The 25,501-nt window shown below is 73.0% G+C and carries 22 protein-coding genes; 9 read left to right on the top strand and 13 right to left on the bottom strand.

What is annotated here, in order from left to right; translation table 11 throughout:
* Window position 1 precedes the first annotated feature (1 nt).
* Window positions 2-445: a DUF1616 domain-containing protein gene (locus DEJ47_RS07335; protein WP_223828261.1), complete on the bottom strand. Its 444-nt coding sequence runs from the start codon at window positions 443-445 to the stop codon at window positions 2-4.
* A gap of 235 nt (window positions 446-680) precedes the next feature.
* On the opposite strand from DEJ47_RS07335, the gene DEJ47_RS07330 reads away from it, so the two are divergent.
* Window positions 681-1,502: an SGNH/GDSL hydrolase family protein gene (locus tag DEJ47_RS07330; RefSeq protein WP_150166087.1), complete on the top strand. Its 822-nt coding sequence runs from the start codon at window positions 681-683 to the stop codon at window positions 1,500-1,502.
* 18 nt (window positions 1,503-1,520) lie between these two features.
* Here DEJ47_RS07330 and DEJ47_RS07325 read toward each other — a convergent pair whose 3' ends face one another.
* From DEJ47_RS07325 to DEJ47_RS07310, 4 genes are all read right to left on the bottom strand, one after another.
* Window positions 1,521-3,209 carry a serine/threonine-protein kinase gene (locus tag DEJ47_RS07325; RefSeq protein WP_150166085.1) on the bottom strand — a complete coding sequence of 563 codons (1,689 nt, stop codon included), beginning with the start codon at window positions 3,207-3,209 and terminating at the stop codon, window positions 1,521-1,523.
* A gap of 31 nt (window positions 3,210-3,240) precedes the next feature.
* Window positions 3,241-4,647 carry a nickel transporter gene (locus tag DEJ47_RS07320; RefSeq protein ID WP_223828677.1) on the bottom strand — a complete coding sequence of 469 codons (1,407 nt, stop codon included), beginning with the start codon at window positions 4,645-4,647 and terminating at the stop codon, window positions 3,241-3,243.
* 41 nt (window positions 4,648-4,688) lie between these two features.
* On the bottom strand, window positions 4,689-6,023 hold the full coding sequence (locus DEJ47_RS36345; RefSeq protein ID WP_190415314.1) for a tetratricopeptide repeat protein: 1,335 nt from the start codon (window positions 6,021-6,023) through the stop codon (window positions 4,689-4,691).
* Window positions 6,024-6,151: 128 nt separating this feature from the next.
* Window positions 6,152-7,705: a DUF4331 domain-containing protein gene (locus DEJ47_RS07310; RefSeq protein ID WP_150166082.1), complete on the bottom strand. Its 1,554-nt coding sequence runs from the start codon at window positions 7,703-7,705 to the stop codon at window positions 6,152-6,154.
* Window positions 7,706-7,814: 109 nt separating this feature from the next.
* On the opposite strand from DEJ47_RS07310, the gene sigK reads away from it, so the two are divergent.
* Window positions 7,815-8,438, top strand: coding sequence for an ECF RNA polymerase sigma factor SigK (gene sigK, locus DEJ47_RS07305; protein WP_398338808.1), 624 nt, complete (start codon window positions 7,815-7,817; stop codon window positions 8,436-8,438).
* A 490-nt stretch (window positions 8,439-8,928) separates the two neighbouring features.
* Window positions 8,929-9,198, top strand: coding sequence for a hypothetical protein (locus tag DEJ47_RS07300; RefSeq protein WP_150166078.1), 270 nt, complete (start codon window positions 8,929-8,931; stop codon window positions 9,196-9,198).
* A gap of 221 nt (window positions 9,199-9,419) precedes the next feature.
* Here the strand turns inward: DEJ47_RS07300 and DEJ47_RS07295 are convergent, their stop codons facing one another.
* Window positions 9,420-10,202: an ABC transporter permease gene (locus DEJ47_RS07295; RefSeq protein ID WP_150166076.1), complete on the bottom strand. Its 783-nt coding sequence runs from the start codon at window positions 10,200-10,202 to the stop codon at window positions 9,420-9,422.
* A 70-nt stretch (window positions 10,203-10,272) separates the two neighbouring features.
* Window positions 10,273-11,205: an ATP-binding cassette domain-containing protein gene (locus tag DEJ47_RS07290; protein ID WP_150166073.1), complete on the bottom strand. Its 933-nt coding sequence runs from the start codon at window positions 11,203-11,205 to the stop codon at window positions 10,273-10,275.
* A gap of 64 nt (window positions 11,206-11,269) precedes the next feature.
* On the opposite strand from DEJ47_RS07290, the gene DEJ47_RS07285 reads away from it, so the two are divergent.
* On the top strand, window positions 11,270-11,989 hold the full coding sequence (locus DEJ47_RS07285) for a TetR/AcrR family transcriptional regulator (protein ID WP_150166071.1): 720 nt from the start codon (window positions 11,270-11,272) through the stop codon (window positions 11,987-11,989).
* A 9-nt stretch (window positions 11,990-11,998) separates the two neighbouring features.
* Here DEJ47_RS07285 and DEJ47_RS07280 read toward each other — a convergent pair whose 3' ends face one another.
* The 3 genes from DEJ47_RS07280 to hmgA are packed head-to-tail and all read right to left on the bottom strand — an operon-like array spanning window position 11,999 to window position 15,356.
* Entirely contained in the window at window positions 11,999-13,204 is a 1,206-nt protein-coding gene (locus tag DEJ47_RS07280; RefSeq protein ID WP_190415312.1) for a type ISP restriction/modification enzyme, read from the bottom strand.
* A 25-nt stretch (window positions 13,205-13,229) separates the two neighbouring features.
* Complete coding sequence (locus DEJ47_RS07275; protein ID WP_150166067.1) at window positions 13,230-13,979, bottom strand: GntR family transcriptional regulator; 750 nt, start codon at window positions 13,977-13,979, stop codon at window positions 13,230-13,232.
* 27 nt (window positions 13,980-14,006) lie between these two features.
* Window positions 14,007-15,356, bottom strand: a complete 1,350-nt coding sequence (hmgA, locus tag DEJ47_RS07270; RefSeq protein WP_150166065.1) for a homogentisate 1,2-dioxygenase — start codon at window positions 15,354-15,356, stop codon at window positions 14,007-14,009.
* A 212-nt stretch (window positions 15,357-15,568) separates the two neighbouring features.
* Here hmgA and DEJ47_RS07265 point away from each other — a divergent pair, with 212 nt between their 5' ends.
* From DEJ47_RS07265 to DEJ47_RS07255, 3 genes are all read left to right on the top strand, one after another.
* Window positions 15,569-16,156: a TetR/AcrR family transcriptional regulator gene (locus DEJ47_RS07265; RefSeq protein WP_223828675.1), complete on the top strand. Its 588-nt coding sequence runs from the start codon at window positions 15,569-15,571 to the stop codon at window positions 16,154-16,156.
* 169 nt (window positions 16,157-16,325) lie between these two features.
* Complete coding sequence (locus DEJ47_RS07260) at window positions 16,326-17,753, top strand: CitMHS family transporter (RefSeq protein WP_150166061.1); 1,428 nt, start codon at window positions 16,326-16,328, stop codon at window positions 17,751-17,753.
* Window positions 17,753-18,988, top strand: coding sequence for an MFS transporter (locus tag DEJ47_RS07255; protein ID WP_150166059.1), 1,236 nt, complete (start codon window positions 17,753-17,755; stop codon window positions 18,986-18,988). The genes DEJ47_RS07260 and DEJ47_RS07255 overlap by 1 nt, the downstream gene beginning before the upstream one ends.
* Here DEJ47_RS07255 and DEJ47_RS07250 read toward each other — a convergent pair.
* On the bottom strand, window positions 18,972-20,180 hold the full coding sequence (locus DEJ47_RS07250) for a S8 family peptidase (RefSeq protein WP_150166057.1): 1,209 nt from the start codon (window positions 20,178-20,180) through the stop codon (window positions 18,972-18,974). The genes DEJ47_RS07255 and DEJ47_RS07250 overlap by 17 nt on opposite strands.
* Window positions 20,181-20,578: 398 nt before the next feature.
* Window positions 20,579-21,631 (bottom strand): sulfotransferase family protein, encoded by a 1,053-nt coding sequence (locus tag DEJ47_RS07245; RefSeq protein ID WP_223828260.1) that lies wholly within the window; start codon window positions 21,629-21,631, stop codon window positions 20,579-20,581.
* A 251-nt stretch (window positions 21,632-21,882) separates the two neighbouring features.
* On the opposite strand from DEJ47_RS07245, the gene DEJ47_RS07240 reads away from it, so the two are divergent.
* Together DEJ47_RS07240 and DEJ47_RS07235 are read left to right on the top strand one after the other, a co-directional pair.
* Window positions 21,883-23,277, top strand: coding sequence for an aldehyde dehydrogenase family protein (locus tag DEJ47_RS07240; RefSeq protein WP_150166053.1), 1,395 nt, complete (start codon window positions 21,883-21,885; stop codon window positions 23,275-23,277).
* A gap of 47 nt (window positions 23,278-23,324) precedes the next feature.
* Window positions 23,325-24,404 carry a Zn-dependent alcohol dehydrogenase gene (locus DEJ47_RS07235; RefSeq protein ID WP_150175477.1) on the top strand — a complete coding sequence of 360 codons (1,080 nt, stop codon included), beginning with the start codon at window positions 23,325-23,327 and terminating at the stop codon, window positions 24,402-24,404.
* A 17-nt stretch (window positions 24,405-24,421) separates the two neighbouring features.
* Here DEJ47_RS07235 and DEJ47_RS07230 read toward each other — a convergent pair whose 3' ends face one another.
* Window positions 24,422-25,441 (bottom strand): urea transporter, encoded by a 1,020-nt coding sequence (locus DEJ47_RS07230; protein WP_150166051.1) that lies wholly within the window; start codon window positions 25,439-25,441, stop codon window positions 24,422-24,424.
* Between the last annotated feature and the right edge of the window lie 60 nt (window positions 25,442-25,501).

The following is a 25,501-nucleotide window of genomic DNA, read 5'->3' as shown; positions in this document are numbered from 1 at the left end:
GTCAGCAGGTCCACCACTTCGCCCCGCGGTGGCGCAGCCGCCGTGCTGCGCTCGGCAGGGCGATGAGCGAGCTGAGCGCCGCGACCGCGACGACGCCCCCGCGCATCGACCACACGTGCAGCGCCAGCATGCCCTGCGCGACGAGCAGGTTGACGGCCAGCGCCCCGGACACGGCGACCACCGCCCGGCCCCACGGTGTGAGGGCGCGCAGCGCGGTGCCGATGGCGGCGCCCGGCGCGGCGAGCAGGAAGAAGAGGGTGAAGGGGGCGCGCAGCGGCGAACCCAGGTCGACGAGCGCGAGCACCGCGCCGACGCCGCCCACGGCGACGGCCGCCCCGGCGAGCAGCGGCAGCAGATCCTGCACCGGTTGCGGGGCCTTCTCCGCGCCCCGTCCGGCCTGTTGCCCTGTGTCTGCGGGCGCGGCCTTGATCCTGATGGTCTGCATTGGTGACTTTGCCCCCCGACGCACCGGATGCCGGGCCTCAATGTCGCGCAGCCTCCGGCGGCCCGTCAAGATGCGGAGGAGGTGTGCAGATGTTCCCCGCCACACCCGTGAGCGGTAGATGAACTTCCCACGTGGGCAAGGGAATTGTTGAGGAATTCATTGACATGGACACTATCGGCGGCCGGGGGAGCGGTGCTACCACGGTCGAGGCAGAAATCCTGCTAAGGGAGGTTCCATGAAATTGTCCCGAATCACGGCATACATGTCCTCGCTCCTCCTCGCGGCCGCCTTCGCGCTCACCGGCGCGGCAGCGGCCCACGCGGACCAGGCGACCGCCCAGAAGGCCGCGGCCACCGGTTACGTGGCCCTCGGCGACTCCTACTCCTCGGGTGTCGGCGCGGGCAGCTACGACAGCGGAAGCGGCAACTGCAAGCGCAGCACCCGCGCCTACCCCGCACTGTGGGCGAAGGCCCACTCACCCTCCAGCTTCAACTTCACGGCGTGCTCGGGTGCTCGTACGGGTGATGTTCTGGCGAACCAGCTGGGCCCGCTCGGCAGCGGCACCGGACTCGTCTCGATCTCCGTCGGCGGCAACGACGCGGGCTTCGCCGACGTCATGACCACCTGCGTCCTGCAGTCCGAGAGCAACTGCATCGCACGTATCAACCAGGCCCGCCAGTACGTGGACTCCACGCTCCCCGGCAACCTCGACAAGGTGTACGACGCGATCAGCGCGAAGGCACCCTCCGCCCGCGTCGTCGTCCTCGGCTACCCCCGCTTCTACAAGCTGAACGGCAGCTGTCTCGCCGGCCTCTCCGAGCGCGAGCGGGCCGCCATCAACGACGCGTCCGACTACCTCAACACGGCCACCGCCAAGCGCGCCGCCGACCACGGCTTCGCCTTCGGCAACGTCACGTCGGCCTTCTCCGGGCACGAGATCTGCTCGGGCAGCCCGTGGCTGCACAGCGTGAACTGGACCAACATCGGCGAGTCCTACCACCCCACCGCCGCCGGCCAGTCCGGTGGCTACCTCCCCGTGTTCACCGCGGCGGCCTGACCCCCCGCCCGGCCCCACCTACCCGTTCGGCGTGTAGGAGGCCCCGCCCGTCGGGGTCTCCTCCTCGCACGTCACCGTGTACGCGACCGAGTTCGACGTCGCCGACACCGGCTTGCGCACCTGGACGTGGACCGAGTTCTGATACGTCCCGCCGTCCTGGTCGTACGCGGTCTCCACGTGGTTCACCTGCCGGGTCTTCCCGCCGCCCGAGGAGAAGGACAGCGTCTTCCAGCCCGGATCGCCCGACTCGCCGGACGCCGTGACCCAGCGGTACTCGACGGTGGCGGGGACGCGCCCCACGGTGAACGTCGCGGTGAACGCCGGCGCCTGACCGGCCGCCGGTGGGCACGCCCCCTCGTACTGCGTGTGGGCGCCCACGACGTGCACCTTCACGCTCTGGGCGGGCGGCTTGGTGGTGCCGCCGTCGCCACCGCCGTTGTTCCCGGTGCTGCCGCCGCTGCCGCCGCCGCTTCCGCTGTTCCCGCCGCTGCCTCCGCTGCCGCCCGTGGAGCCGCCGTCGTCCTTCCCGCCCGTGGACCCGCCCGACCCTCCCCCGTCGTTGTCGCCGGTGGACCCGGTCGTCCCCGCGCCGGTGTTCCGGCTCCCCTCGGAGCCGCCGTTGCCGCCGCCGTCGTCGTCCCGGCCGATCAGGGCGTACGTGATCCCGCCGAGAGCCAGCGCCAGCGCGACGAGCCCCGCCACCAGGGCGGCCTTCGCCCGGCGGTCCCTGCGCGGTTCGTCCGCAGGGGTGCCGACGACCGTGGCAGGACCCGGCGGCGGAACGGGGTAGGGCACGGGCGGTGACGGCTCCGAGGGCGGCCGTCCGGCCGTGGTCGTCGGCAGGTACGGGAACGCCGCCTCCGTGCGCGGGGTGCCGCCCCCGGCCACGATCCGCAGATCGCGCTCGGCCTCGGCGGCGGACATCCGCTCGTCCGGGTCCTTCCGGAGCAGCCCCTCGATCACCGACGTGAGGGGTCCGGCGTGGCTGGCGGGCGGCAGCTCCTCGTCGACCACCGCGCGCAACGTGCTCAGCGGGGTGTCCTGACGGAACGGCGAGCTGCCCTCCACCGCGGCGTACAGCAGCACACCGAGCGACCACAGGTCGGACGCGGGCCCCGGCCGCTGCCCCAACGCCCGCTCCGGAGCGAGGAATTCGGGCGACCCGACGACCTCTCCGGTCATCGTCAGCTGCGAACTCCCCTCGACGAGCGCGATCCCGAAGTCCGTCAGGACGACACGGCCGTCGTTCGCGATCAGTACGTTGCCGGGCTTCACGTCGCGGTGCAGGACACCGGCGTCGTGCGCGGCGCGCAGGGCGCCGAGGATCTCGGCGCCGATCTCGGCGGTCCGCTGCGGGGTCAGCGCGCCCTCGGCCTCCAGCACGTCGGAGAGCGACAGGCCGCGCACCAGCTCCATGACGATCCAGGGGCGGCCGTGCTCGCTCGCGACGTCGTAGACCGTCACCACGTTCCGGTGCGGGATGCGGGCGGCGGCCCAGGCCTCCCGCTCGAGGCGCACGTACAGCCGGTCCACATCGGGCGCCGGGAGCCCGGCGGGGGCACGCACTTCCTTGACGGCCACCTCGCGGCCGAGCACCTCGTCCCTGGCACGCCACACGGTACCCATGCCGCCCTCGCCCAACGGGGCAAGGAGGCGGTACCGCCCGGCGATCACGCGCTCTGGCCGGCTCACGGGCGCCCCCCCCATCCGCAGCGGTGCGATTCTCCACAAAACTAGCTCAACCGAGCGCCGTTGCAGCCCCCTTGAACACCAATCCGCACCCAAGAACGAGAACCACGCAGGCCGAACCGAGCGGCAGGAACCGCCGCGCTCCCCGGCGCACCCACTCAGGGCCCACGCGCCGCCCCGCGAACGACCCCACGCGCACGACGAGGAACCCGGCGGCCGTCAGCGTGCCCGCGAGCCCCACCCCGTACGCGACCACGAGCAGCAGCCCGAACCACGCCTCCCCGAGCGCGGCGGCGCCGACCAGCACGACGACGGCGGACGGACTCGGCACGAGCCCTCCGGCGAAACCGAGGAAGAGCGTGCCGCGCAGCCCGGTGCCGGGGGAGTGGTGGTGGCCGTGGTCGTGATGGTGCGTGTGACCGTGCTCGTGGGTGTGCCCGTGCCCGTGGCCCGTCCCGCGCCGCCGCCACGCCCTGCGTACGAGCAGCACCCCCGCACCCGTGACGAGCACCCCGCTGACCACGCCGAGCCAGGCGACCACCGACGGGCCCGCGGCGGAGCCCCCGCTCACCAGCAGACCGAGGGCGAGCACGCCCAGGGTGTGCGTGACGGTCACGGACGCGGCGAGCGGCAGCACGTCGCCTACGGAGGCACGGCCGCGGGCCGCAGCGGTGGCGGCCATGAGGGTCTTGCCGTGGCCCGGCGCGAGCGCGTGCAGGGCGCCGAGGAGCGCGGCGGTGCCGAGGGCGAGCGCCGCGAAGGCCGGGGTGAGCGGATGCCGGCCGACGAGGCCGGTGAGGGCCTGCGCCCACCGGTCGGCACCACGGGGCAGCACGGAGGCCACGCCGCTCTCCCTCTCCCCGGGGCGGGCGTCCGGGAGGGCGGGGCCGCCCGGCGTGATCCGCAGCGACGCGGACGCGGTGCCCGGCGGGGCGGACAACAGCCGCTTCGGGTAGCGGGTGAGCCGCCCCGACGCGGACCTTTGCGGCACGTCGGAGCGGGTGAGGGTCATCCGGTCGCCGCGGGCGGTGACCTCACGCCAGCCGGTGCCGTCCCGCCCGCCGCTGCGGAACTCGACGCTCACTCCGTCGTTCCGCGGCAGGGGAGCGGTGAAGGCGCATTCGACGCGGAGGGTGCCGAGGCCCGCCTGTCCCGGCCGATCGAGGGCCCGCGCGGCGCCCACGGTCAGCTCCGTGTCGCGCCCCGCGACGGTGAGGCGGGCGTCGTCGGCCGCGTCCCGGCAGCGCTGCCGGGCCCAGGCGGCCCGGCCCGCCTCACGGATGCGGGGCGCGGCCTGCGCGGCGGGGATCTCGGCCAGATCCTCCACGTGGTCGACCGTCAGGCGTCCCGGCCCGGCGACGAGTCCGTCGTACCGACTGACGGTGAAGTTGCCCAGCGGATGCGCGTGCGCCGTGCCACCGAGGCCGCCGAGCGCGACACCCACCCCGAGCACCACACCGGCCCAGACACCCAGGGCCACCTGGCTCCCCGGGCGCCTCACGGCACGTCACCCCCGAGCGACCGCAGCGCCTCCCGCGCCTCGCGCGCACCCACCGGCGAGAAACCGGGGTTCAGGCGCAGCGCCGACGTCAGCGATCTGCGCGCCGCCGTCTCGTCCCCGACGGCCCGTTCGATCATCCCGCGGTGGTAGCGGAACGCCGCCTCCTCGAACCCTGTGGCCGTCGCGCGCCGCGCGTACCGCAGAGCCTCCTCGTCCCTGCCGTTCACGTGCAGCGCCCACGCGAGCGCGTCCGCCGTGTGGACCGTCCTGCGCCGCTCCCACGCGGCGCGCGCCGCCCGCAGCGCCTCCGCCTCGTCCCCGTGGTCGGCGGAGGCGAGCGCCGTGTCGAGGTCCGGGTCGACCCCGTTCGCCCGGGCCAGCGCGGCCCACGCGTCCACGAGGCGGTACTGCTCACGGGCCCGCGTCAGGTCGCCCCCGGCCTCGTACAGCTCGCCGAGCGCGACGAGAGGCCCCGGCAGCGGCTGCCGTCCGACGACGTCGCGCAGCCCGGCCACCGCCGCGGCCGTCCCGCCCCGCGCGGCCCGCGCCCTGGCCCGGCACTCCAGGGCCGGCAGGTACGTGGAGTCCGCCCGCAGCGCGGCTCCGCAGTGCCGCAGCGCTGCCTTGTACTCGCCCTGCCGCCAGGCCAGTTGGCCGAGCGCGGTCGCCACGTACGCGACGTCGCCGGGCGCGGTCGCCCCGTCGAGCGCCCGCTCCAGGACACGCCGCGCGGTCGCGGTGTCGCCACGCAGCTCGCGCACGTACGCGTACCGCGTGAAGACGGGGACGCCGGGCCGTCGCGCGTCCGCCTCGTCGGCCGCGCGGGACGCCGCGTCGTAGCGCCCGAGTTCGACGAGGGCGTCGATACGGGTGGCAAGGGCCCGTTCGCCGTACGGGTTCTCGGCGAGGGCGGCCTCGGCGTGGCGCAGGGCGCCGCGGAAGTCGTGCCGGGCGGCGGCGACGGCGGCGCGCCCCGCGAGCGCCGCGTCGTATCCGGGGCGCAGCCGGAGGGAGCGGTCCAGGGCGCGGTCGGCGGCGCGGTAGAGGGCCGGGTCGCCGCGGGTGCGGGCCTGTTCGACGTAGGCCGTGCCGAGCGTGGCCCAGGACGCGAAGTCCTTCGGCTGCTCGCGCAGCCTGGTCCTGAGCGCCTCCACGCCCCGGTCCAGGTCGCCGCCGCGCAGACCGTCGAGCGGCGCGGCGGGCCCGACCGCGGCGGGCGTCGACCGCCCAGCCCCCTCGTCGCCACCGCCGCTGACGACGACGGCGCCCGAGGTGAGCGCGAGAGCCAGCGCGACGACGGCCACGGCGCTCCGTACGGAGATGCGTGCCATGGAGAGAACCAATCGTTCGGGAGAAGCGAAAGAGGGAAGAGGCGCGGTCCGCACGGGGATCAGGTGCGGACCGCGCCCGTTCGGGGAGGGAGGAGCGGGAAGGAGGCCCGGGAGGGCCCCGGAGGGGCTCAGAAGGCCCCGCCGGCCCCCCGCCTCCGCGCCCGCCACCACGTGAGCCCGAGCCCGACGAGGAGCACACCCGCGGCGCCGGCCGCCGCGGAGGCGATCAGCACCGCGTCGGATCCGCCGGACCCGTCGGACACCGACGGCGCCCGGACCTTCGCGCCGCCCCCGAGCGCGCCGCGCATCGAGGTGTTGTCGCCGCCGCCCTTGGCCGCCGGCGCGTGCGTCGGCGACGTGGGCAGCGCCAGGTACGGGAAGGTCTTGCCGAACGCCATGTCGTTCGCGTCCACCGCGTCGCCCAGGTCGTTCTTGTTGCCCACGAGTTCACCCGCGACGGCCTGCAGCTCGATGTCGACGACGTCGTCGGCGAGCCGCCGCCCGTTCGGGAACCCCGCGTTGTCCCCGTCGAGGACGCCGAGCCGCTTCGGGTCGGCCGACGGCTTGATGGAGGTGTTGAGCCGCAGAGCCTCCGCGGGCCGTACGTTCGGCGGCTGGTTGAGGTCCTTCACGCCGGTCAGGAAGACGGAGACCAGGTCCTTCCTCGGCTCGGCCGGCGCCTTGATGCCGTAGACCTTCTCCAGGAGCCTCGCCAGTTCGGGCTTCTGCACGTACTGCAGGAAGTCCGCGTCGTTCCACGGCGAGGACGCGTTGAACTTGTCCTTGTCGCGCAGCGGCACCACGAGTTCGTCGACCAGCGGGCTGCCGAGCCGCGACACCTGCGTGTAGTCGCCCTTGGCGTTCTTGCGCTGGGTCGTCGACCAGACGCCGACGACCGGCTGCTTCTCCGACTGGCGTATGTCGGCGGTCGGGACCTGCAGCGCCACCGAGTTCACGCTGTACCCCTTGAGGGTGTCGTCACCGACCTGCGAGAGGTCACCGCCGTACAGCGAGTCGAACACCTGCAGATCGAGGAAGAACGGGTCGTCGGCCTGCCCGACGTACGACGTGCCGCCGCCGGCGACCTTCCGCACCGCCTGGTCGCGGAGCTTCTTGTAGTCGGGCATGGACGCGTCGCCCACCCGCGACGGCGCGACCGGCAGGTTGTTCGCGACCTTCTTGGTGGAGACGACCTTCTGGTCCTTCAGCTTCAGCAGGTCGATGTCGTACGTCTGCGTGAAGTTGAGGTCGGGGTCGTCGAGGCTGGTCACCTGTCCCGTGTTGTACAGGAACGTGTTGCCGTTCCTGACCTTGCTGTCGAACGTCCAGCGGTAGATCAGATCGCCCTGCGCGTCCCCGTCGCTGTCGATGTGGATGTCGTACTGGGCGTCATCAGGGAAGGGGTAGAAGTTGGGTCCGCCCGCGGGCTCCTCGAACGGGGTCCAGTTCGCCACGAGGGTCGTGGTGTCCGGCTTGTCGGGGCTGACGAACGCGTACACGTCCGTGTTGTCGTACTGCGGCTGCCCCGAGATCAGCGGGGCCTCCCGGTGGCTGGAGGCCCGCGCGGAGCCCGGCTCCAGCGCACTCACCCCGGCGGCTGCGAGCCCCCCGGCGGCGAGCGCGCCGCAGACCAGCGCGGCGAGGCCGCGACGCCCCTGCGGGCTCCTGGCATGTGCTGTCATCGCATCCGTCCTTGCGTGTCCGGTGAACCTGGCCCGACCCGGCCGACTGGTGCGCACGGGTCGACTGACACAGGCCATTCGGGGCCGCCGCACCGGCGGATTGGCGCGGATTTCCATCCGCCGAGGCCCCCGCGCCGAATGCCGGGCAGCCGCACGAGCGGCCGCCGGGCGTCGGGGGACGGGGGAACAAATGAAGGCGGACGAACTGCTGACGAGGGTCGCGGAAGGAGACCAGGAGGCGTTCGAGGAGCTCTACGGGCTGGTGTCGGCGCAGGTGTTCGGCCTCGTGCGCAGAGTCCTGCGCGACCACGCGCAGTCCGAGGAGGTGACCCAGGAAGTGCTCGTCGAACTCTGGCGCTCCGCTCCCCGGTTCGACCCGGCGCGCGGCCGCGCCCTGCCGTGGATCCTCACGCTGGCGCACCGCAGGGCGGTGGACCGGGTGCGCAGCGTACGGGCCGCGATCGAGCGGGAGGCACGCGCGGCACGGCGCGGCGAGGGGCCCGCCTTCGACCAGGTCGCCGAGGCGGTCGAGGCGGGCCTGGAGCGCGAGTGGGTGCGCGGCTGCCTCGGCAGCCTCACCGACCTGCAACGTCAGGCGGTCGTGCTCGCCTATTACGACGGCTGCACCTACCGCGAGGTGGCCCACCGCCTGTCCGTGCCGCTCGGCACGGTCAAGACCCGGATGCGCGACGGGCTGCTGCGGCTGCGGGACTGTCTGGAGACCGTCCTGTGAGGCCTCCTTGAGCGCAGGGCCGAGAGGGACGCGGGGGCCGAGGGGGCGGGCGGCCCGCCGTACGCCTGGCGTGCGCGGCCTCCGCCCCGGCGCCGCCCGCCCCGCGGGAACGGGGGCGGGCTGCCGTACGCCGAACGCCCCGAGCGGGCCCCGACGGGTGTGCGTGCCCGAACCGGTCCCTTGTCCCCGGATCCGTCATCGGCGGCGCGCCGCAAGAGGCGTGAACCGCACGTGAGATAGCCCACGTCCCGTTCCGCCGACGGGCGCGGGACGACCGCGCAGCGCCCGCTCAGGAGGGGCGATCGGACTCCCTCCGACCCACTGTCGGACCCTTTGTCCAACTCGCCCTGGAATCAGTTGGATTCGGAGAGTAATCGTCAACCTCCTTATGGGGTAGGTGAATCCTGTGACCGGGATACACGCGTGTACCGATGGGGCGATAGGGTTAACCTGCCCTGGGCCGGGTGCCCTCGTACGGGTGGGGAGTGACATGGAACAGATAACAGTGCGCAGCAGGGCGCGTGTCCCTGCGATCACTTGTGGCAGCAGCGCGAGCAGTTCGCGTCTCGACCGTCACCTCTCGGTGCTGGGCGGTCCCGCCGTCCCGCAGCGCGAGGCACACGAGGCGACGCTGCTGATGCGTGAGCTGACCTCACGTGACGCCGCGCACGCCCGCAGCAGCAGGGGTGCCCGAGTGAGCCGTGTCTCGCTCTTCGCGCCGCTGCGCCGGTTGCGGCGTTCGCTGTTCGGCGGACGCTGACCGCGGGTGGTCCCCGGGACTGAACCGCCGCTCCGCGGCGGATCTTTCCCCCCCACTCCGCTCCGCCCCGTAGCCACCCACCACCCCCGCACGCATCACCCGTGCCGCGTGCATCCGTCAAACCGACGAGTTTCAGCCAGAACCGCATCGACCGCTGGGCCGCATCGCCCAAACTCCCCCCGGTCGGTGCGGTTTTGCCATGTCGGTCCCCTGTCCCCGGGTCAGCGGGGGCCGCGCGCGTAGCGCCGGACGGCGAGCGGTACGCACACCGCGAGCAGCGCGAGCGACCACAGGATTGCTCCCGCCACCGGATGCGCCACCGGCCAGGCCGCGTCCGCCGGGACCGGCGCGTTGCCGAACAGGTCGCGCACCGCCGTCGCCACCGCGCTGATCGGATTCCACTCGGCGACGAGACGCAGCCAGGACGGCAGCCCGTCGGTCGGGATGTACGCGTTCGAGAGCAGCGGCAGCATGAACGTCGCGCTCCCCAGCTGGCCCGCCGCCTCCTCGCTCTGCGAGACGAGACCCAGCAGGATGCCGACCCAGGCGGTGGCGTACCGGAAGAGCAGCAGAAGCCCGAACGCGCCCGCCGCGGCGACCGGCCCGCCCTCGATCCGCCACCCCATGGCGAGCCCGACGAGCACCAGCGGCACGAGCCCGGCGGCGGTCGTCACCAGATCGGCGAGCGCCTGCCCCAGCGGCACGGCCGCCCTGCTCATCGGCAGCGTCCGCAGCCGGTCCATGACGCCGCGGTGGGTGTCCTGGGCGGCGGTGAACATTCCTGTCATGACGCCGTTCGCGGCGGTCGCGACGAGCATCCCCGGCACCAGGAAGGCCCGGTAGTCGGAGCCGGGCATCGCGAGGGCGCTGCCGAAGACATAGCCGAAGAAGAGCAGGAAGACGATGGGCATCGTCTGGGTCATGACGAGGATCGCGGGCGCGTGCCGGACGCGCTGCAGGTGCCGGCCGAGCATGGCGGTGCCGTCGTGGAGGATGGCGCTCATGGGGGAGACCTCCGGGGGTCGGGAGTCGAACGTCGGGAGTCGGGTTCCGAGGGGCGGCCGCGGGGCCGGTTCAGGCGATGAGACGCAGGAAGACGTCGTCCAGTGAGGGTCGCCGCAGGCGTACGTCGACGACGGGCACCCCGGCCGCGTCCAGTTCGCGGACGAGGCGCGGGAGCGTGAGCGCGGGGTCGAGGGCGACCACTCCGGCCGTGCGGGTCTCCGCGTCGAGCATGGGCTCCGCCCCCGTCAGCTGGTCCAGGACCACCGCCGCCGCGGGCAGTGCCGCGTCCTCCGCGACGACGACCTCCGCGTAACTCCCGATCTGGGCCTTCAGCTCGGCGGGAGTGCCGCGGTGTGCCGCGCGGCCGCCGTCGATCAGCACGATGTCGTCGGCCAACTGGTCGGCCTCCTCCAGGTACTGGGTCGTCAGGAGCACCGTCGTGCCCTCACCGGCCAGCTTCCGCACGGACTCCCAGATGGCGTTCCTGCTGTGCGGGTCCAGGCCCGTGGTGGGCTCGTCGAGGAAGAGCACGGCGGGCCGGGTGATCAGACCGACCGCGAGGTCGAGACGGCGCCGCATGCCGCCCGAGTACGTGCGCGCGGGTCGCTCCGCCGCCCCGGTGAGCCCGAACCGCTCCAGGAGTTCGTCGGCGCGCCCGCGCGGCGCCCGGAGGAGCCGGGCGAAGAGGCGCAGGTTCTCGCGGCCCGTCAGGTCACCGTCGACCGACGCGTACTGGCCGATCACGCCGATGTGCCGACGCACCGCAGCCGCGTCCCGCACCACGTCGTGCCCCGCCACCCGGGCGGTCCCGGCATCCGGCATCAGCAGCGTCGTCAGGACCCGCACCGCCGTGGTCTTGCCCGCGCCGTTGGGTCCGAGGAGCCCGCAGACGGTGCCTCGCGGGATGGCCAGGTCAAGGCCGCGCAGCGCGCTGACGGCGCTCTCGCCGGAGCCGAAGCGCTTCGCCAGACCCTCACTAAGTACAGCGTACGTAGAAGTCATGCATCGCACCGTACCTCACTACGTACGCTGTACGTAACTAACATGGTGGGCGAGGTGATGATCAATGGCGGGCCGAGCGGCCACTCCCGAAGTGATCTGGGCGCGCCCCGAGCGTGCGGGCCGCGGCCCCAAGCCCGCGCACAGCAGGGCCGACATCGCGGCGGCGGCCGTCCGCATCGCCGACGCGGACGGCATCGACGCGGTGTCCATGCGGCGGGTGGCGGGCGAGCTGGGCTGCGGCACGATGTCGCTGTACAACTACGTGCCGCGCAAGGAGGACCTGTACGAGCTGATGGTCGACGCGGTCAGCGGCGAGTACGAGCTGGCCGAGGAGGCCGTGGGCGGCGACTGGTACGCAGGGATGCTCGGCCTCGGCCGGCAGACCCGGGCCATCCTGCACCGGCACCCGTGGCTCGTGCGCGTGATGTCGACGGTCTACGGCTCCAGCCCGAACGCGCTGCGCTACCTGGAGCACTGCCTCGGCGTCCTGGACCGCCTCGACGCGCCCTACGGCACGAAGATGGAGCTCATCGCCATGGTCAACGGCACGGCGATGACGTCCGTGGCCAACGAGATCGCCGTGGCCGAGCGCACCAGGGGTCTGCCCTGGTCACCGGAGCAGGAGCAGGAGGTCCGGTCCGCCTACCTGGCGGGGCAGCTGGCGGGCGGGGCGTATCCGCGGCTCGCGGGGATGGTGGCGCAGGCGCCGCCGCCCGGCGACGCCGACGAGAGCTTCGAGCGGGCGCTGCGCAGACTCCTCGACTCGTTCCGCCCGGAGGGCTGAGACCCGGCGCTAGAGCAGGGCGAACTGGCCGTCCGGGCCCTCTTCGTGGTGGTCGAGGACGGACGCGGGACGGCGGGCGGAGCCGGGTACGGGCAGGACGCCCGCGTCGTGCAGCTCGGCCCCGGTGACCACGGCTCCCAGGGATGCCGCCAGTTCCGTCCGCCGGGGGGCGAGTTCGGCCAGCAGCGCCAGCACCGTGATGAGTTCGAGGAGCTCGGACGTCCACGTCTGGGGCCACGTCGTGGGGCGGATCGCCTCCAGCGTGCCCGTCTCGCCCGCCTCCGTGCGCAGCGCGAACCAGCGCTCGACGACACGCACCCCGCTCACCTCGTACTCCCACGCCTCCCGCGGCACCGGTGAGATGACGCCCTCGTCGCCGACGTACAGGATCGCCTCGTCGGCGTCGTACGACAGGCCGGTGGGCCGGGCGGGCAGCGGGGCCCGGACGTACGGCCTGCGGCCGCCGGGCAGTTTCGGGCGTTCGCCGTTGCCGCGCAGCTGCAGCCAGAGCAGCCGCCCGCCGAGCTCCACGCCCCGCGTCCACACGTCGGCGTCGCGGGTGAGCGGCACCCGGCAGCCCGCCGCCGAGCCGGTACCGGCGGCGAGGACCCAGGCCAGCAGGTCGCGCGCGGTGACCTCCTGGCCGCCGAGGACGTCCGCGAGGTGGGTGAGCAGGCCCGGGGCCACGTTGGGCTCCCGGCCTCCGGGGCGCCGGAACAGGGGGCGTATCCGCCCCGGGCGTCCGGCCGGGGAGCGGCCGTCCGGCAGGACACCGGACGCGAGGACGGCGGGGCCCGCCGCTCCGGGAACGTAGCCCTGCTCGACCGCGAAGAGCTGGCCCTCGCCCGCCACCCGCCACAGTTCGGGGCGTGCGACGTCGATGAGGCGGTGGTCGGGGATCAGCCACTGCTCGTCGAAGGGGCCGTGCAGGACGCGCACGGGCTCGGGGCAGGGCCCCGACTCCCTGGCCAGGCGGCCCGTTCCGCCGCCGTGGCCGGGCAGCTGGGCGACCGCGGTGTGCAGGGTGCGCGCGCGGGTGGGGCGGAAGAGGGCCTCGCGGTCCGGTCCCTCGGCGCGGACGAAGGCGTTCCAACGGGCCCGCAGGGAAGCCGGATCCGGGCCCATCGGCCACCCGCGGCCCGGCCGGAGCGGTGCGACGGACCACGGCATGAGGTCCGCGAGCAGCGGCGCTTCGTCGTGCGTCACGCCCGGCATCGTACGACGTGCCCGCCCGGTCCCGTCACGTCGCGTCGAGCGTGACCGAGAACGAGAAGCGGTCGCCGCGGTAGTGGATGCGGGCCACGTCCAGCGTGCGGCCGTCCTCGTCGTACGTGACGCCGGTGTAGTGCAGGATCGGGCTGAGCAGCGGCACTTCGAGGAGCCGCGCGGTCTCCGGGTCGGCGAGCGTGGCCTCGACGGTGTCCGTGATGCGGCTGATGCGGACGCCCACCACATCGCGCAGAACCTTCGTCATGGGCCAGCGCACGAGGTCGTCCAGGTCGATGCGGGACGCCAGTTCGGGCCGGATGTAGTTGCGGGCGTGGTTGGTGGGCTCGCCCGTCTTCTCGTCGCAGCGCAGCCGGTGGTACGTCGCCACCTCCGCCGAACCCGGGAAGTGCCCGGCGAGGTCGGCGGGGGGCGGGGCGGCGCCGTGGTCGAGGAGCCGGGTCGTCATGCCCGACTGCTGCGCCACGATCGCGTCGACCGAGCCGAGCAGGCGGACGGGGGCGCCGCGCCGCGCGCTCGGCTCGATGAAGGTGCCCCGCCGTCGGTGGCGGGTGATCAGCCCCTCGTCCTCCAGCTCCTTGAGCGCCTGCCGCATGGTCAGCACGCTCACCCCGTAATGCCCCGCCAACTGCTCCTCGGTGGGCAGCCGGAGCGGGGCGTCGGGGGAGCGGCCGAGTATCGAGGCGCGCAAGGACTGCGACACCTGATACCAGAGCGGCAGCTTCCGATTCAGGACGATCGAGTCCGGGGCGAAAGCGGTCACAATCTCTCCGAATCAGGTGGCGTCGCGTCAGTTGCGGAAGTGACGCTCCAGACCCTGCCACACGTCGTCGTAACCGCGCTGCAGGTGGGACGCCCCGGCCGCCTGCTCCGTCGCCGTCACCGGCCACCGCGTCTCGAACATGAAGGCGAGACCGTCGTCGATCTTCTGCGGCTTCAGCTCGGCTGCGGACGCCTTCTCGAACGTCTCACGGTCCGGGCCGTGCGCCGACATCATGTTGTGCAGCGAGCCGCCGCCCGGCACAAAGCCTTCCGCCTTCGCGTCGTACGCACCCTCGATCAGGCCCATGTACTCGCTCATCACGTTCCGGTGGAAGTACGGCGGACGGAACGTGTCCTCGCCCACCAGCCAGCGCGGCGCGAACACCACGAAGTCGACGCCCGCGAGGCCCGGGGTGTCGGACGGCGAGGTGAGCACGGTGAAGATCGACGGGTCCGGGTGGTCGTAGCTGATCGAGCCGATGACGTTGAAGCGGTGCAGGTCGTAGACGTACGGGACGTGGTTGCCGTGCCAGGCGACCACGTCGAGCGGTGAGTGGTCGTACGTGGCGCGCCACAGGTTGCCGCAGAACTTGTTCACCACCTCCACCGGGCCCTCGACGTCCTCGTACGCCGCGACGGGCGCCCGGAAGTCGCGCGCGTTGGCCAGCCCGTTGGCCCCGATCGGGCCGAGGTCGGGGAGCTGGAACGGGGCACCGTAGTTCTCGCACACGTACCCGCGGGCGCTCGCGTCGAGGAGCTCCACGCGGAAGCGGACACCGCGCGGGATCAGCGCGACCTCGCCCGGCTCGGCGTGCAGCAGCCCGAACTCGGTGCGCAGGAGCAGCCCGCCGCGCTCGGGCACGATCAGCAGTTCGCCGTCGGCGTCGCTGAACACCCGTTCCCGCATCGAGGAGTTGGCGTGGTACAGGTGGATGCCCATACCGGTGCGCTGCGTCGCGTCGCCGTTGCCGCCCAGCGTCCACAGGCCCGCCAGGAAGTCCGTGCCGGGCGCGGGCTCGGGGAGGGGGTTCCAGCGCAGCCGGTTCGGGTCGGGCACCGACTCGTTGAACGGGGCCGTGCGGAGCGCGCCGTTGTCGGTGCGCGTGAACTGCGGGTGCGCGGCCGAGGGACGGATGCGGTACAGCCACGAGCGGCGGTTGTGCGCGCGGGGCTCGGTGAAGGCGCTGCCGCTCAGCTGCTCGGCGTAGAGACCGAGGGGTGCGCGCTGAGGGGAGTTCCGGCCGTGCGGCAGGGCGCCGGGCACGGCTTCGGAGCTGTGTTCGTTGCCGAAGCCGGAGAGGTAGGCCAGCCCTTCGGCGATCTTGCGGGCGTCGCCCGCGTCCGTTCGGCCCGCGTCGTCTGCGTGGTCCCCGATCATCACACCGCTCCCTCATGAGTGATTCCTATGGGACACCGTAGGATTCACTTTTTCCTTCCGCAAGAGGAAGCGAAGAGGAAGCGGCAAGGTGAGTGATGCTCTACTCTCCCGGAATGCCCCACCCGAAGCCGCCCCACGACGCCCCGCAGGCCCCGCCCCAGGGCGCGCGCCCCGAGGGCTCCCGCCCCGATGGCTCCCGGCCCCCGTCCTCCATGCGCCGCCTCCCCGTGCAGGAACGCAGCGCGGAGCGTCTGACACGCATCCTCGACGCCTGCGCCGCAGTCCTGGACGAGACCGGTTACGACGGCCTCACCACCCGCGCCGTCGCCCAGCGCGCCGGCGTCCCCATCGGCTCGGTCTACCGCTTCTTCGGCAACAAGAGGGCGCTCACGGACGCGCTGGCCCACCGCAACCTCGACGCGTACGCGGAACGGGTGGCCGCCCGTGTGACCGGCGTCGAACACGGCGACTGGCGCGGCGCCGTCGACGCGGCCTTCGACGAGTACCTGGTGATGATGCGCACCGTCCCCGGCTTCGGCCTCGTCGACTTCGGCGTCCCCTCCGCGCCGGACGCGATGCCGGACGCCAACTCGCAGGTCGCCGACCGGGTCGCCGCCCTGCTCGCCCTCCACCTGAACCGCCCGCTGGACGACGCACTGCGCCGCACCATCCTCGTCGGCGTCGAAGTGGTCGACGCGGTCCTCCAGCTCGCCTTCCGCGCCGCCCCTGCGGGAGACCCGGCGCTCATCGACGAGGCACGGATCCTCCTGCACGCCTACTTCGCGCGGTCCCTGGACTGAAGGCACGGGCGAGGCCCTTCCGGCGCACGCCCGTGACCCCGCCCGTGACCAGGAGTTTTGCGCTTATTGCTCGCGCGTCAACATCTTGTTAACGGTTGATGGCGGGTCCTAACGTCGACCGGACCGCCAGACCTGGTGGGAGTTCGATGGTGAACGTTAGGTAGCCCCCATGCTGACAATCCTCGGATTCGTCATGATCGCCACCTTCCTGGTGCTGATCATGATGAAGAAGATGTCGCCGATCGCGGCACTGGTGCTGATCCCCGCGCTCTTCTGCGTGTTCGTAGGAAAGGGAGCCCATCTCGGGGACTACGTCCTCGAAGGCGTCGGCAATCTCGCGCCCACGGCGGCCATGCTCATGTTCGCCATCGTGTACTTCGGCGTCATGATCGACGTCGGCCTCTTCGACCCGATCGTCCGGGGCATCCTGCGCTTCTGCAAGGCCGACCCCGTGCGCATCGTGGTCGGCACCGCCGTGCTCGCCGCGATCGTCTCCCTCGACGGCGACGGCTCGACGACCTTCATGATCACGGTCTCGGCGATGTATCCGCTGTACAAGCGCCTCAAGATGAGCCTCGTCGTGATGACGGGTGTCGCCGCGACCGCCAACGGCGTCATGAACACGCTGCCCTGGGGCGGCCCGACCGCCCGCGCCGCGACGGCGCTCAAGGTCGACGCCGCCGGCATCTTCGTCCCGATGATCCCGGCGCTCGCCATGGGTCTCGTCGCCGTCTTCCTCCTCGCGTACGCCCTGGGTCTGCGTGAGCGCAAGCGGCTCGGCATCCTCTCGCTGGACGAGGTCCTGGAGAAGGAGACGGCCGACGAGACGGTCCTCGTCGGCGCGGGCGGTGACGGCGACGGCCGTACGTCCCTCACGAAGAAGACCACCGGGGGCGTGGGCGACGGCGCGGACGCACCCGAGAGCGACAGCGGAAGCGACGGTGACGACGACGGATTCCAGGGGCTCGACCCCGGCCGTCCCACTCTGCGCCCCAAGCTCTACTGGTTCAACGCCGCCCTCACCGTCCTCCTGCTCACCGCCATGATCATGGAGTGGCTGCCGATCCCGGTCCTCTTCCTGCTCGGTGCCGCGCTCGCCCTCACCGTCAACTTCCCGCACATGCCCGACCAGAAGGCCCGCATCGGAGCCCACGCCGAGAACGTCCTCAACGTCACCGGCATGGTCTTCGCGGCCGCCGTCTTCACCGGTGTGCTCCAGGGCACCGGCATGGTCGACCACATGGCCGACTGGCTCGTCGACGCCATCCCCGACGGCATGGGACCGCAGATGGGCCTGGTCACCGGGCTGCTCTCCATCCCGCTCACCTACTTCATGTCCAACGACGGCTTCTACTTCGGCGTCCTGCCCGTCCTCGCCGAAGCGGGCCAGGCGCACGGCGTCGGCACCCTGGAGATCGCCCGCGCCTCCATCGCCGGTCAGGCCCTGCACATGTCGAGCCCGCTCGTGCCCGCCGTGTACGTCCTGGTCGGCATGGCCAAGGTGGAGTTCGGCGACCACACCAGGTTTACCGTCAAGTGGGCCGTGCTCACCTCACTGGTGGTGCTCGGCGCCGGAATCCTCTTCGGCATCATCTGATGCCCCACGCGACATCCGGGCCCGGTGGCAGGGGCTGGCTGCTCCGTCTCGTCATCGCCTTCAGCTTCGCGCAGGGGGCGGTGTCGATGGCGCGGCCCGCCGTCTCCTACCGGGCCCTCGCCCTCGGCGCCGACGAGCGGGCCATCGGCGTCATCGCGGGCGTGTACGCGCTGCTGCCGCTCTTCGCCGCCGTACCGCTCGGGCGCAGGACGGACGACGGGCGGTGCGCGCCGCTGCTGCCCGTCGGCGTCGTCCTCATCTCCGGAGGCTGCGCCCTCAGCGGCGTCGCGGGCTCGCTCACCGCGATGGCGGCCTGGAGCGGTGTCATGGGGCTCGGGCACCTCTGCTTCGTGATCGGCGCGCAGTCGATCGTCGCCCGGCAGTCCGCACCCGCCGAACAGGACCGCAACTTCGGCCACTTCACCATCGGGGCCTCTCTCGGCCAGCTGATCGGGCCGATCGCCGCCGGTGCGCTGATCGGCGGCGACATGGACCGTACGAGTGCGCTCGCCCTGCTCGTGGCGGCGGCGGTCGGCGCGGTCTCCCTCGCCTCGCTGTGGCGCATCGAGCACAAGCGGCCGACGTCCTTGGCCCCCGTGCGTGCCGAGCGCGTGCCGGTCCTCGGCATCCTGCGCACCCGCGGTGTGCCCGCGGGCATCTTCGTCAGCCTCGCCGTGCTCTCCGCGACGGACATCCTCACCGCGTACCTGCCGGTCGTCGGCGAGCACCGGGGCATCGCGCCCGCCACGGTGGGGCTGCTCCTGTCACTGCGGGCGGCGGCGACCATCGCCTGCCGGCTCGTGATGACGCCCCTGATCCGGCTCCTGGGCAGGACGGCGCTGCTGACCACCACCTGCCTCGTCGCCGGGCTGCTCTGCGCGGGCATCGCGTTGCCCCTGCCGGTGTGGGGCCTCGCGCTCGCGCTCGCGGTGCTCGGCTTCTGTCTCGGCGTCGGCCAGCCGCTGTCCATGACGACCGTCGTCCAGGCGGCACCGGACGGCGCGCGCTCCACGGCGCTCGCGCTGCGGCTCACCGGCAACCGGCTCGGGCAGGTCGCGGCGCCCGCCGCGGCGGGCCTGATCGCGGGGGTCGCGGGCGTGGCGGCGCCGTTCGTGATGCTGGGCGGGCTGCTGTTCGCGGCGGCGGGCCTCGGCGCACGGAAGCGCCCCGGGGGCGCGGAAGACCCCCGGGGCACTCATGGCCGTGCCGGGCAGCGAGTTACTGGACGATCTTGAGCAGCCTGTTCGGCGAACCCGAGCCGGGGCTGGTCACCACGCTCGGCGTGGCACCATTCACGAGCGCCGAGGCGACCTGCGCCGGGGTGGCCGAGGTGTGGCCCGCCAGGTAGACGGCGGCGGCGCCCGCGACGTGCGGGGCGGCCATCGACGTACCGGAGATGGTGTTGGTCGCCGTGTCGCCGGTGTGCCAGCCCGCCTTGATGTTCACGCCGGGCGCGAAGATGTCCAGGACCGAGCCGTAGTTGGAGAAGCTCGCGCGGGCGTCCGTGTTGCTGGTGGCGCCCACGGTGACGGCCTCCGGCACGCGGGCCGGGGAGGTGGTGGAGGCGTTGGTGTTGGAGTTGCCCGCCGCGACCGCGTAGGTGACGCCGTCGGCGATGGACCGCTTCACCGCGTTGTCGAGCGTGGTGGACGCGCCGCCGCCGAGCGACATGTTGGCCACGGCCGGGGCGCCCGCGGCGTGGTTGCTCGTCACCCAGTCGATGCCCGCGACGACACCGGCGGTGGTGCCGGAGCCGTTGTTGTCGAGGACGCGGACGGCCACGATCCTGGCCTTCTTCGCGACGCCGTACGTCTTGCCCGCGATGGTCGTGGCGACGTGCGTGCCGTGGCCGTTGCCGTCCTGGGCGGTGTTGTCGCCGTCGACCGCGTCGTAGCCGTTCACCGCGCGGCCGCTGATCTCGGAGTGCGAGATGCGGACACCGGTGTCGATGACGTACGCGGTGACGCCGGTCCCGGCGCTGTCCGGGTAGGTGTAGGTGCCGGACAGCGGCAGCCTCGTCTGGTCGATGCGGTCCAGGCCCCAGGGGGCGTTGGACTGGGTCGCATCGACGTGGAGTCTCTGGTTCTGCTCGACCGAGGCGACCGCGGGGTCGGCGGCGAGTCTGCGCGCCTCCGCGGCGCTCAGCTTCACGGAGTAGCCGTTGAGCGCGGACTTGAACGTCTTCTGCACCGAGCCGCCGTACTCGGCTATGAGGCCCTTGCCCTCGCTCGTGGCGGCCTTGAGGCCGGAGCTCTCCTTCAGCGTGACGAGGTAGCTGCCCTTGATCGCGTCGGCGGAACCCGCCGCGATCACACGGCCCTCGGCGGGCGTGGCCTGGGCGGGCAGGGCGGTGACCGCACCGAGGACGGCGGCGGCGGTCGAGATCGCGGCGGCGATCACAGTCTTCTTGCTGCGAAGCATGGCCATTACGAGGGAGTCCTCCTCATAGGCGGCGTGCCCGGGTAGGGCGACGCGACTGTGGGGGGTGCGCGCGGAATCGCACACACAGAAGGGAGCGGTGGGGTGCCGCTCCCGTCGCGATCAGTAGCGTGGCCGCTCCACCCGCCCCGGGCAAGAGAGTTGACGCCTTGTCATGCCACTTTCACGTTTTTGAAATCGAATACGGGCCGAATGGGTGGGGTGTGTCCGGAAAACAGATCGGGACGGTCCGGGGCGCGGGCGCGGCCCACGCACCCCGCACTGTCCGCTGAGCGAACAAATCGCTGGTCGGAGAGCTGACGGAGGCCTCAAGGCGAGCTGGAGCGGGGCTCGGCGCGAGCTGGAATCCGCCACCGGGCGTGCCCCGCCCGGACCCGCCGCCGTGCTCAAGCGGAATGGTGCGACGTCTCGCGGAGGGCGCGAGTGCCCCCCGTACACGCCTCCCGCAGGGCGTCGTACTCGGCGGCCGTCAGCTGCTTCCGGGCGGAGCCCCGGCGACCGTGGTCGAGGCGGTCGCACGCGTTCTCCAGCCAGCCCGGGGCCGGGTCGACGCCGACGAACTCGGCGAGTCGGGCGAGTTCGTCCTGCGGGGCGTCCAAGAGGTCCTCGTAGCCGAGCGTCATGCGCTGCCCCATCGGCACGCCGTCGAGGAAACGCACGCCCTGGACGACGAGTTCGGACCACAGGTCGCCGAACGGCCGCACCGGGAAGTCGCGGTCCCGCACGAGCGCGGGGTCGAACCGCTCGCCGAGCAGCGGCGCGAGCTCCGGCGGCAGGGAGCGCACCTGCTCCTCCGTGAGGTCGCCCAGGCTCTCGACCCCCGCCCGCTCCGCGATCTCCCGCATCAGCGTGATCACGCGGTACCCGGAGTGGCGGCTCATGGACAGCGCGCAGTCCGGCCCGTCCCGGTGGAGGTGCACGAACTTCGCGTACGGGAAGGCGGCGCGCAGCCGCGGCACCCAGCCCGTCGAGTAGCCGGAGCGCTCCACGACGGCGGAGCGGCCGAAGCGGGCGGCCAGGAGGTCGAAGAGCGCCTCGTGGTGGGCCGCGGCGGCACGGACGGGCCACTCCACGACCGCCGCGCGGACCTCGTCGAGCAGACCGTCGGGGTCGTCCGTGAGGTGCGGCAGCACCATGAGGGAGAGGGCGGGGATGCCGGTGGTCTCCGGGTCGTACCGGCCGCCGTGCGTGCGGGTGTAGAGGAACTCCGGCATCGGCACCCCGCTGCGGAGCATCCCCGCGAAGTACGGCGTGGGGCGGTGGAGGGCCTCCCAGAACTCCGCGCCCGACAGCACGCCTTCGGGGAAGGCCGTGTCGCCGACCGAGGCCATGTACTCGTTCAGGCTGAGCACGTCGGGGTGGCTGTTGAGGATGCGGGACAGGGCGGAGGAGCCGCTGCGGCCGGTGCCGACGACGAAGGTCAGATTGCGCAAGGTCACTCTCCAGGGACGTGTGGCACGGGCGTGCCCGTGCGGTGGACTGAGGCGGCTGGTGCATTGAGGCGGGTAGTGGGCGGAGGCGTGCGGCGGGCAGAGGCGTGCCGTGGACAGAGGTGTGCCATGGACAGAGGTGTGCCGTCCCCGCACCTCAGCACAGCCGGGCTCCCGACACCAGATGCCCCTGGTGCCGGAAAACTATCAGCGCTAGTTTGTATGCGGTCGTCTACCGGTCGTCCACCTGGAGGAATGCCATGAAGGCCCACGACGGGATGTACATCGACGGCGCCTGGCGGCCGGCCGCGGGCACCGACACCATCACGGTCCTGAACCCCGCCGACGAGCAGCCCGTCGGCCGGGTCCCGGCCGGCACCGCGGAGGACGTCGACGCCGCGGTCCGTGCCGCCCGCGCCGCCCTGCCCGGCTGGGCCGCCACCCCGCCCGCCGAACGCGCCGCCCTGATCGGCGCGCTCCGCGACCGCCTCGTCGCCCGCAAGGACGAGGTCGCCGAGACCGTCACCGCCGAGCTCGGCGCACCGCTGCCCTTCTCGCAGGCCGTGCACGCGGGCGTGCCGATCCTGGTCTCCGGGTCGTACGCCGAGCTCGCCGCGACCCACCCCTTCGAGGAGCGGGTCGGCAACTCCACCGTCTATCTGGAGCCGGTCGGCGTGGTCGGCGCGATCACGCCCTGGAACTATCCCCTCCACCAGATCGTCAACAAGGTGGCCCCCGCGCTCGCCGCGGGCTGCACCGTTGTCCTCAAGCCCGCCGAGGACACCCCCCTCACCGCCCAGCTCTTCGCCGAGGCGGTGGACGAGGCGGGCGTGCCCGCGGGCGTGTTCAACCTCGTCACCGGCCTCGGCCCGGTCGCCGGGCAGGCCCTCGCCGAGCACGAGGGCGTCGACCTCGTCTCGTTCACCGGGTCGACGGCGGTCGGCAAGCGGATCGGCGCCACCGCGGGCGCGGCCGTCAAACGCGTCGCCCTGGAGCTCGGCGGCAAGTCTGCCAACGTCATCCTGCCGAGCGCGGACCTCGCCAAGGCCGTCAACGTGGGCGTCGCCAACGTCATGTCCAACTCCGGCCAGACGTGCAGCGCGTGGACACGGATGCTGGTCCACACCGACCGGTACGACGAGGCGGTGGAGCTCGCCGCGGCCGCCGCCGCCAAGTACGGCGACCGCATCGGCCCCGTCGTCAACGCCAAGCAGCGGGAACGCGTGCGCGGCTACATCGAGAAGGGCGTCGAGGAAGGCGCCCGGATCGTCGCGGGCGGACCCGAGGCACCCGAGGGCAAGGACAAGGGGTACTACGTCCGGCCCACCGTCTTCGCCGACGTCACGCCCGAGATGACCATCGCCCAGGAGGAGATCTTCGGCCCGGTGGTCTCGGTCATCCGGTACGAGGACGAGGACGACGCCCTGCGCATCGCCAACGGCACCGTGTACGGGCTCGCGGGCGCGGTGTGGGCGGCCGACGACACGGAGGCCGTCGCGTTCGCCCGCCGCATGGACACCGGCCAGGTCGACATCAACGGCGGCGGCTTCAACCCCCTCGCCCCCTTCGGCGGCTACAAGCAGTCGGGCGTCGGCCGCGAACTGGGCTCGCACGGCCTGACCGAGTACCTCCAGACCAAGTCCCTGCAGTTCTGACCGGTACGTTCGACACCATCCCGCCCCGACCCGAGGAGTACGTGAACGTGGTCCGCGCCGCCATCCTGCCCGCCGTCGGCTCCCCGCTGGAGATCGCGGAGATAGACCTCCCGGAGCCCGGCCCCGGCCGGGTCCGGGTGCGTCTCGCAGCCGCCGGGGTCTGCCACTCCGACCTGTCCCTGTCCAACGGCACGATGCGGGTGCCGGTGCCCGCGGTCCTCGGCCACGAGGGGGCGGGCACCGTGGTCTCCGTCGGCGAGGGCGTCACGCACGTCGCGCCCGGCGCCGGTGTCGTCCTCAACTGGGCGCCGTCCTGCGGCAGCTGCCACGCCTGCTCCCTCGGCGAGGTGTGGCTCTGCGGCAACGCCCTGGCGGGCGCCGCGGACGTCTACGCCCGGCGCCCGGACGGCACCGACCTCCACCCCGGGCTGAACGTCGCCGCGTTCGCCGAGGAGACGGTGGTCGCCGCCGACTGCGTCCTGCCGGTGCCGGACGGAGTCCCGCTCACCGACGCGGCCCTGCTCGGCTGCGCCGTCCTGACCGGCTACGGCGCCGTTCACCACTCGGCGCGGGTCCGCGAGGGCGAGAGCGTCGCGGTCTTCGGCGTCGGCGGGGTGGGCCTCGCCACGCTGCAGGCGGCGCGGATCGCGGGCGCCGGGCGGATCGTCGCCGTCGACGTCTCCCCGGAGAAGGAGGCGCTGGCCCGCACGGCGGGCGCCACGGACTACGTGGTCGCCTCGGAGACGACGGCCCGCGACATCCGCGGGCTCACCGGCGGCCAGGGCGTCGACGTGGCGGTGGAGTGCGTCGGCCGCGCGGTGACGATCCGTACGGCCTGGGAGTCGACGCGGCGCGGTGGCCGCACCACGGTCGTCGGCATCGGCGGCAAGGAGCAGCAGGTCACGTTCAACGCCCTGGAGCTCTTCCACTGGGGCAGGACCCTGTCGGGCTGCGTGTACGGCAATTGCGACCCGACGGTGGACCTGCCGGTCCTCGCGGAACACGTGAGGGCGGGCCGCCTGGACCTGGGTGCCCTGGTGACCGACCGCATCGGACTCGACGGCATCCCGGCGGCGTTCGAGAACATGCTGGCGGGCAAGGGCGGCCGGGCGCTGGTCATCTTCTGACCGATGTCCGTCCCCGGTCAGTCCCCGTCGCCCGAACCGGTCAGCCGGGGGAAGGACTTGGCCGCCGCGAGGAACACGAACGTCGTCAGGACGAACGGCCAGGTGAAGGCGTGGCCGCCGGACGGCGCGAAGAGGGCCGAGACCGCGGGCCCGAGCGCCGTCGCGGCGGCGGCTCCCACGAGCGCGTACGTGAGGGTCGCCGTGCGGGCCGGCAGGAAGACGCCGCACAGGGCGAGGGCGACGAGCACGGCGTTGTAGCCCATCGTGCCGTCGGCGATCCGTGCCGCGGGCGCGCCGAGGGCCCACGCGGTGGCGATCCCCGCGGCGTTGCCGAGACAGGCGACGGCGGCGCTGCGGGGCCCCGCGACGAGGAAGCCGAGCAACAGCAGGGCACCCACGTACCACTGCGGCATGAAGAAGATCTGGGCGAAACCGGCGAGGAAACCCCGGGCGAGCTCGCCCGCCTCGACGGAGGTCGTGCCCGACGCGGGCAGCGGGAGGGCGGCGACGCCCTGCCCGGTGTGCCAGAGCCGTCCGAAGCCGGGCGCGGCGATGGTCACCGCCGTGGCGAGCAGGCAGTACGGGAGGGTGAGCGAGGGGAGGCCCCATACGCCGAGCACCCGGACCACGGCCGCCGTCACGACCGTCACGACCACACAGCCCGCGACCGCGAGCAGCGCCGTCGACAGGTGGGCCGCACCGAGGAAGACCGCGAAACAGAGCGCCGTCAGGCAGGCGTTGAAGCCTTCGAGGCCGGTCGAGACACGGCCCCGGTCCACGCCGAGGAGCCGCGCGGTGGCCGTCCCCACGGCGGTGCCGACCAGCCCGTACACCCCGTACTCCCAGCCCGCCGCGAACAACGCCGCGGTGAAGAGGGTGCCGGTGGCGGCGTTCGGCAGAAAGGTGACCTGGCCCTGGCCGCGCAGCACCTGTGCCGCGAAGACCCGGACGCGGACCGCCGCCTCGGTCCGTTCCCCGCCCGCGGCCGCGCCCCTCGACCCGCCGCCGACCGAATCACCGGCATCCACCGCATCCATCGCGTGCCCCACGGCCACCCACCCCCAGGTCCCTCTGCCGTCCGGCTTGTACCGCCCGAC

Source organism: Streptomyces venezuelae, assembly GCF_008642355.1.
In the GTDB taxonomy this organism is placed as follows: Bacteria; Actinomycetota; Actinomycetes; order Streptomycetales; family Streptomycetaceae; genus Streptomyces; species Streptomyces venezuelae_B.
This window is presented reverse-complemented; position numbering and strand designations above follow the sequence as displayed.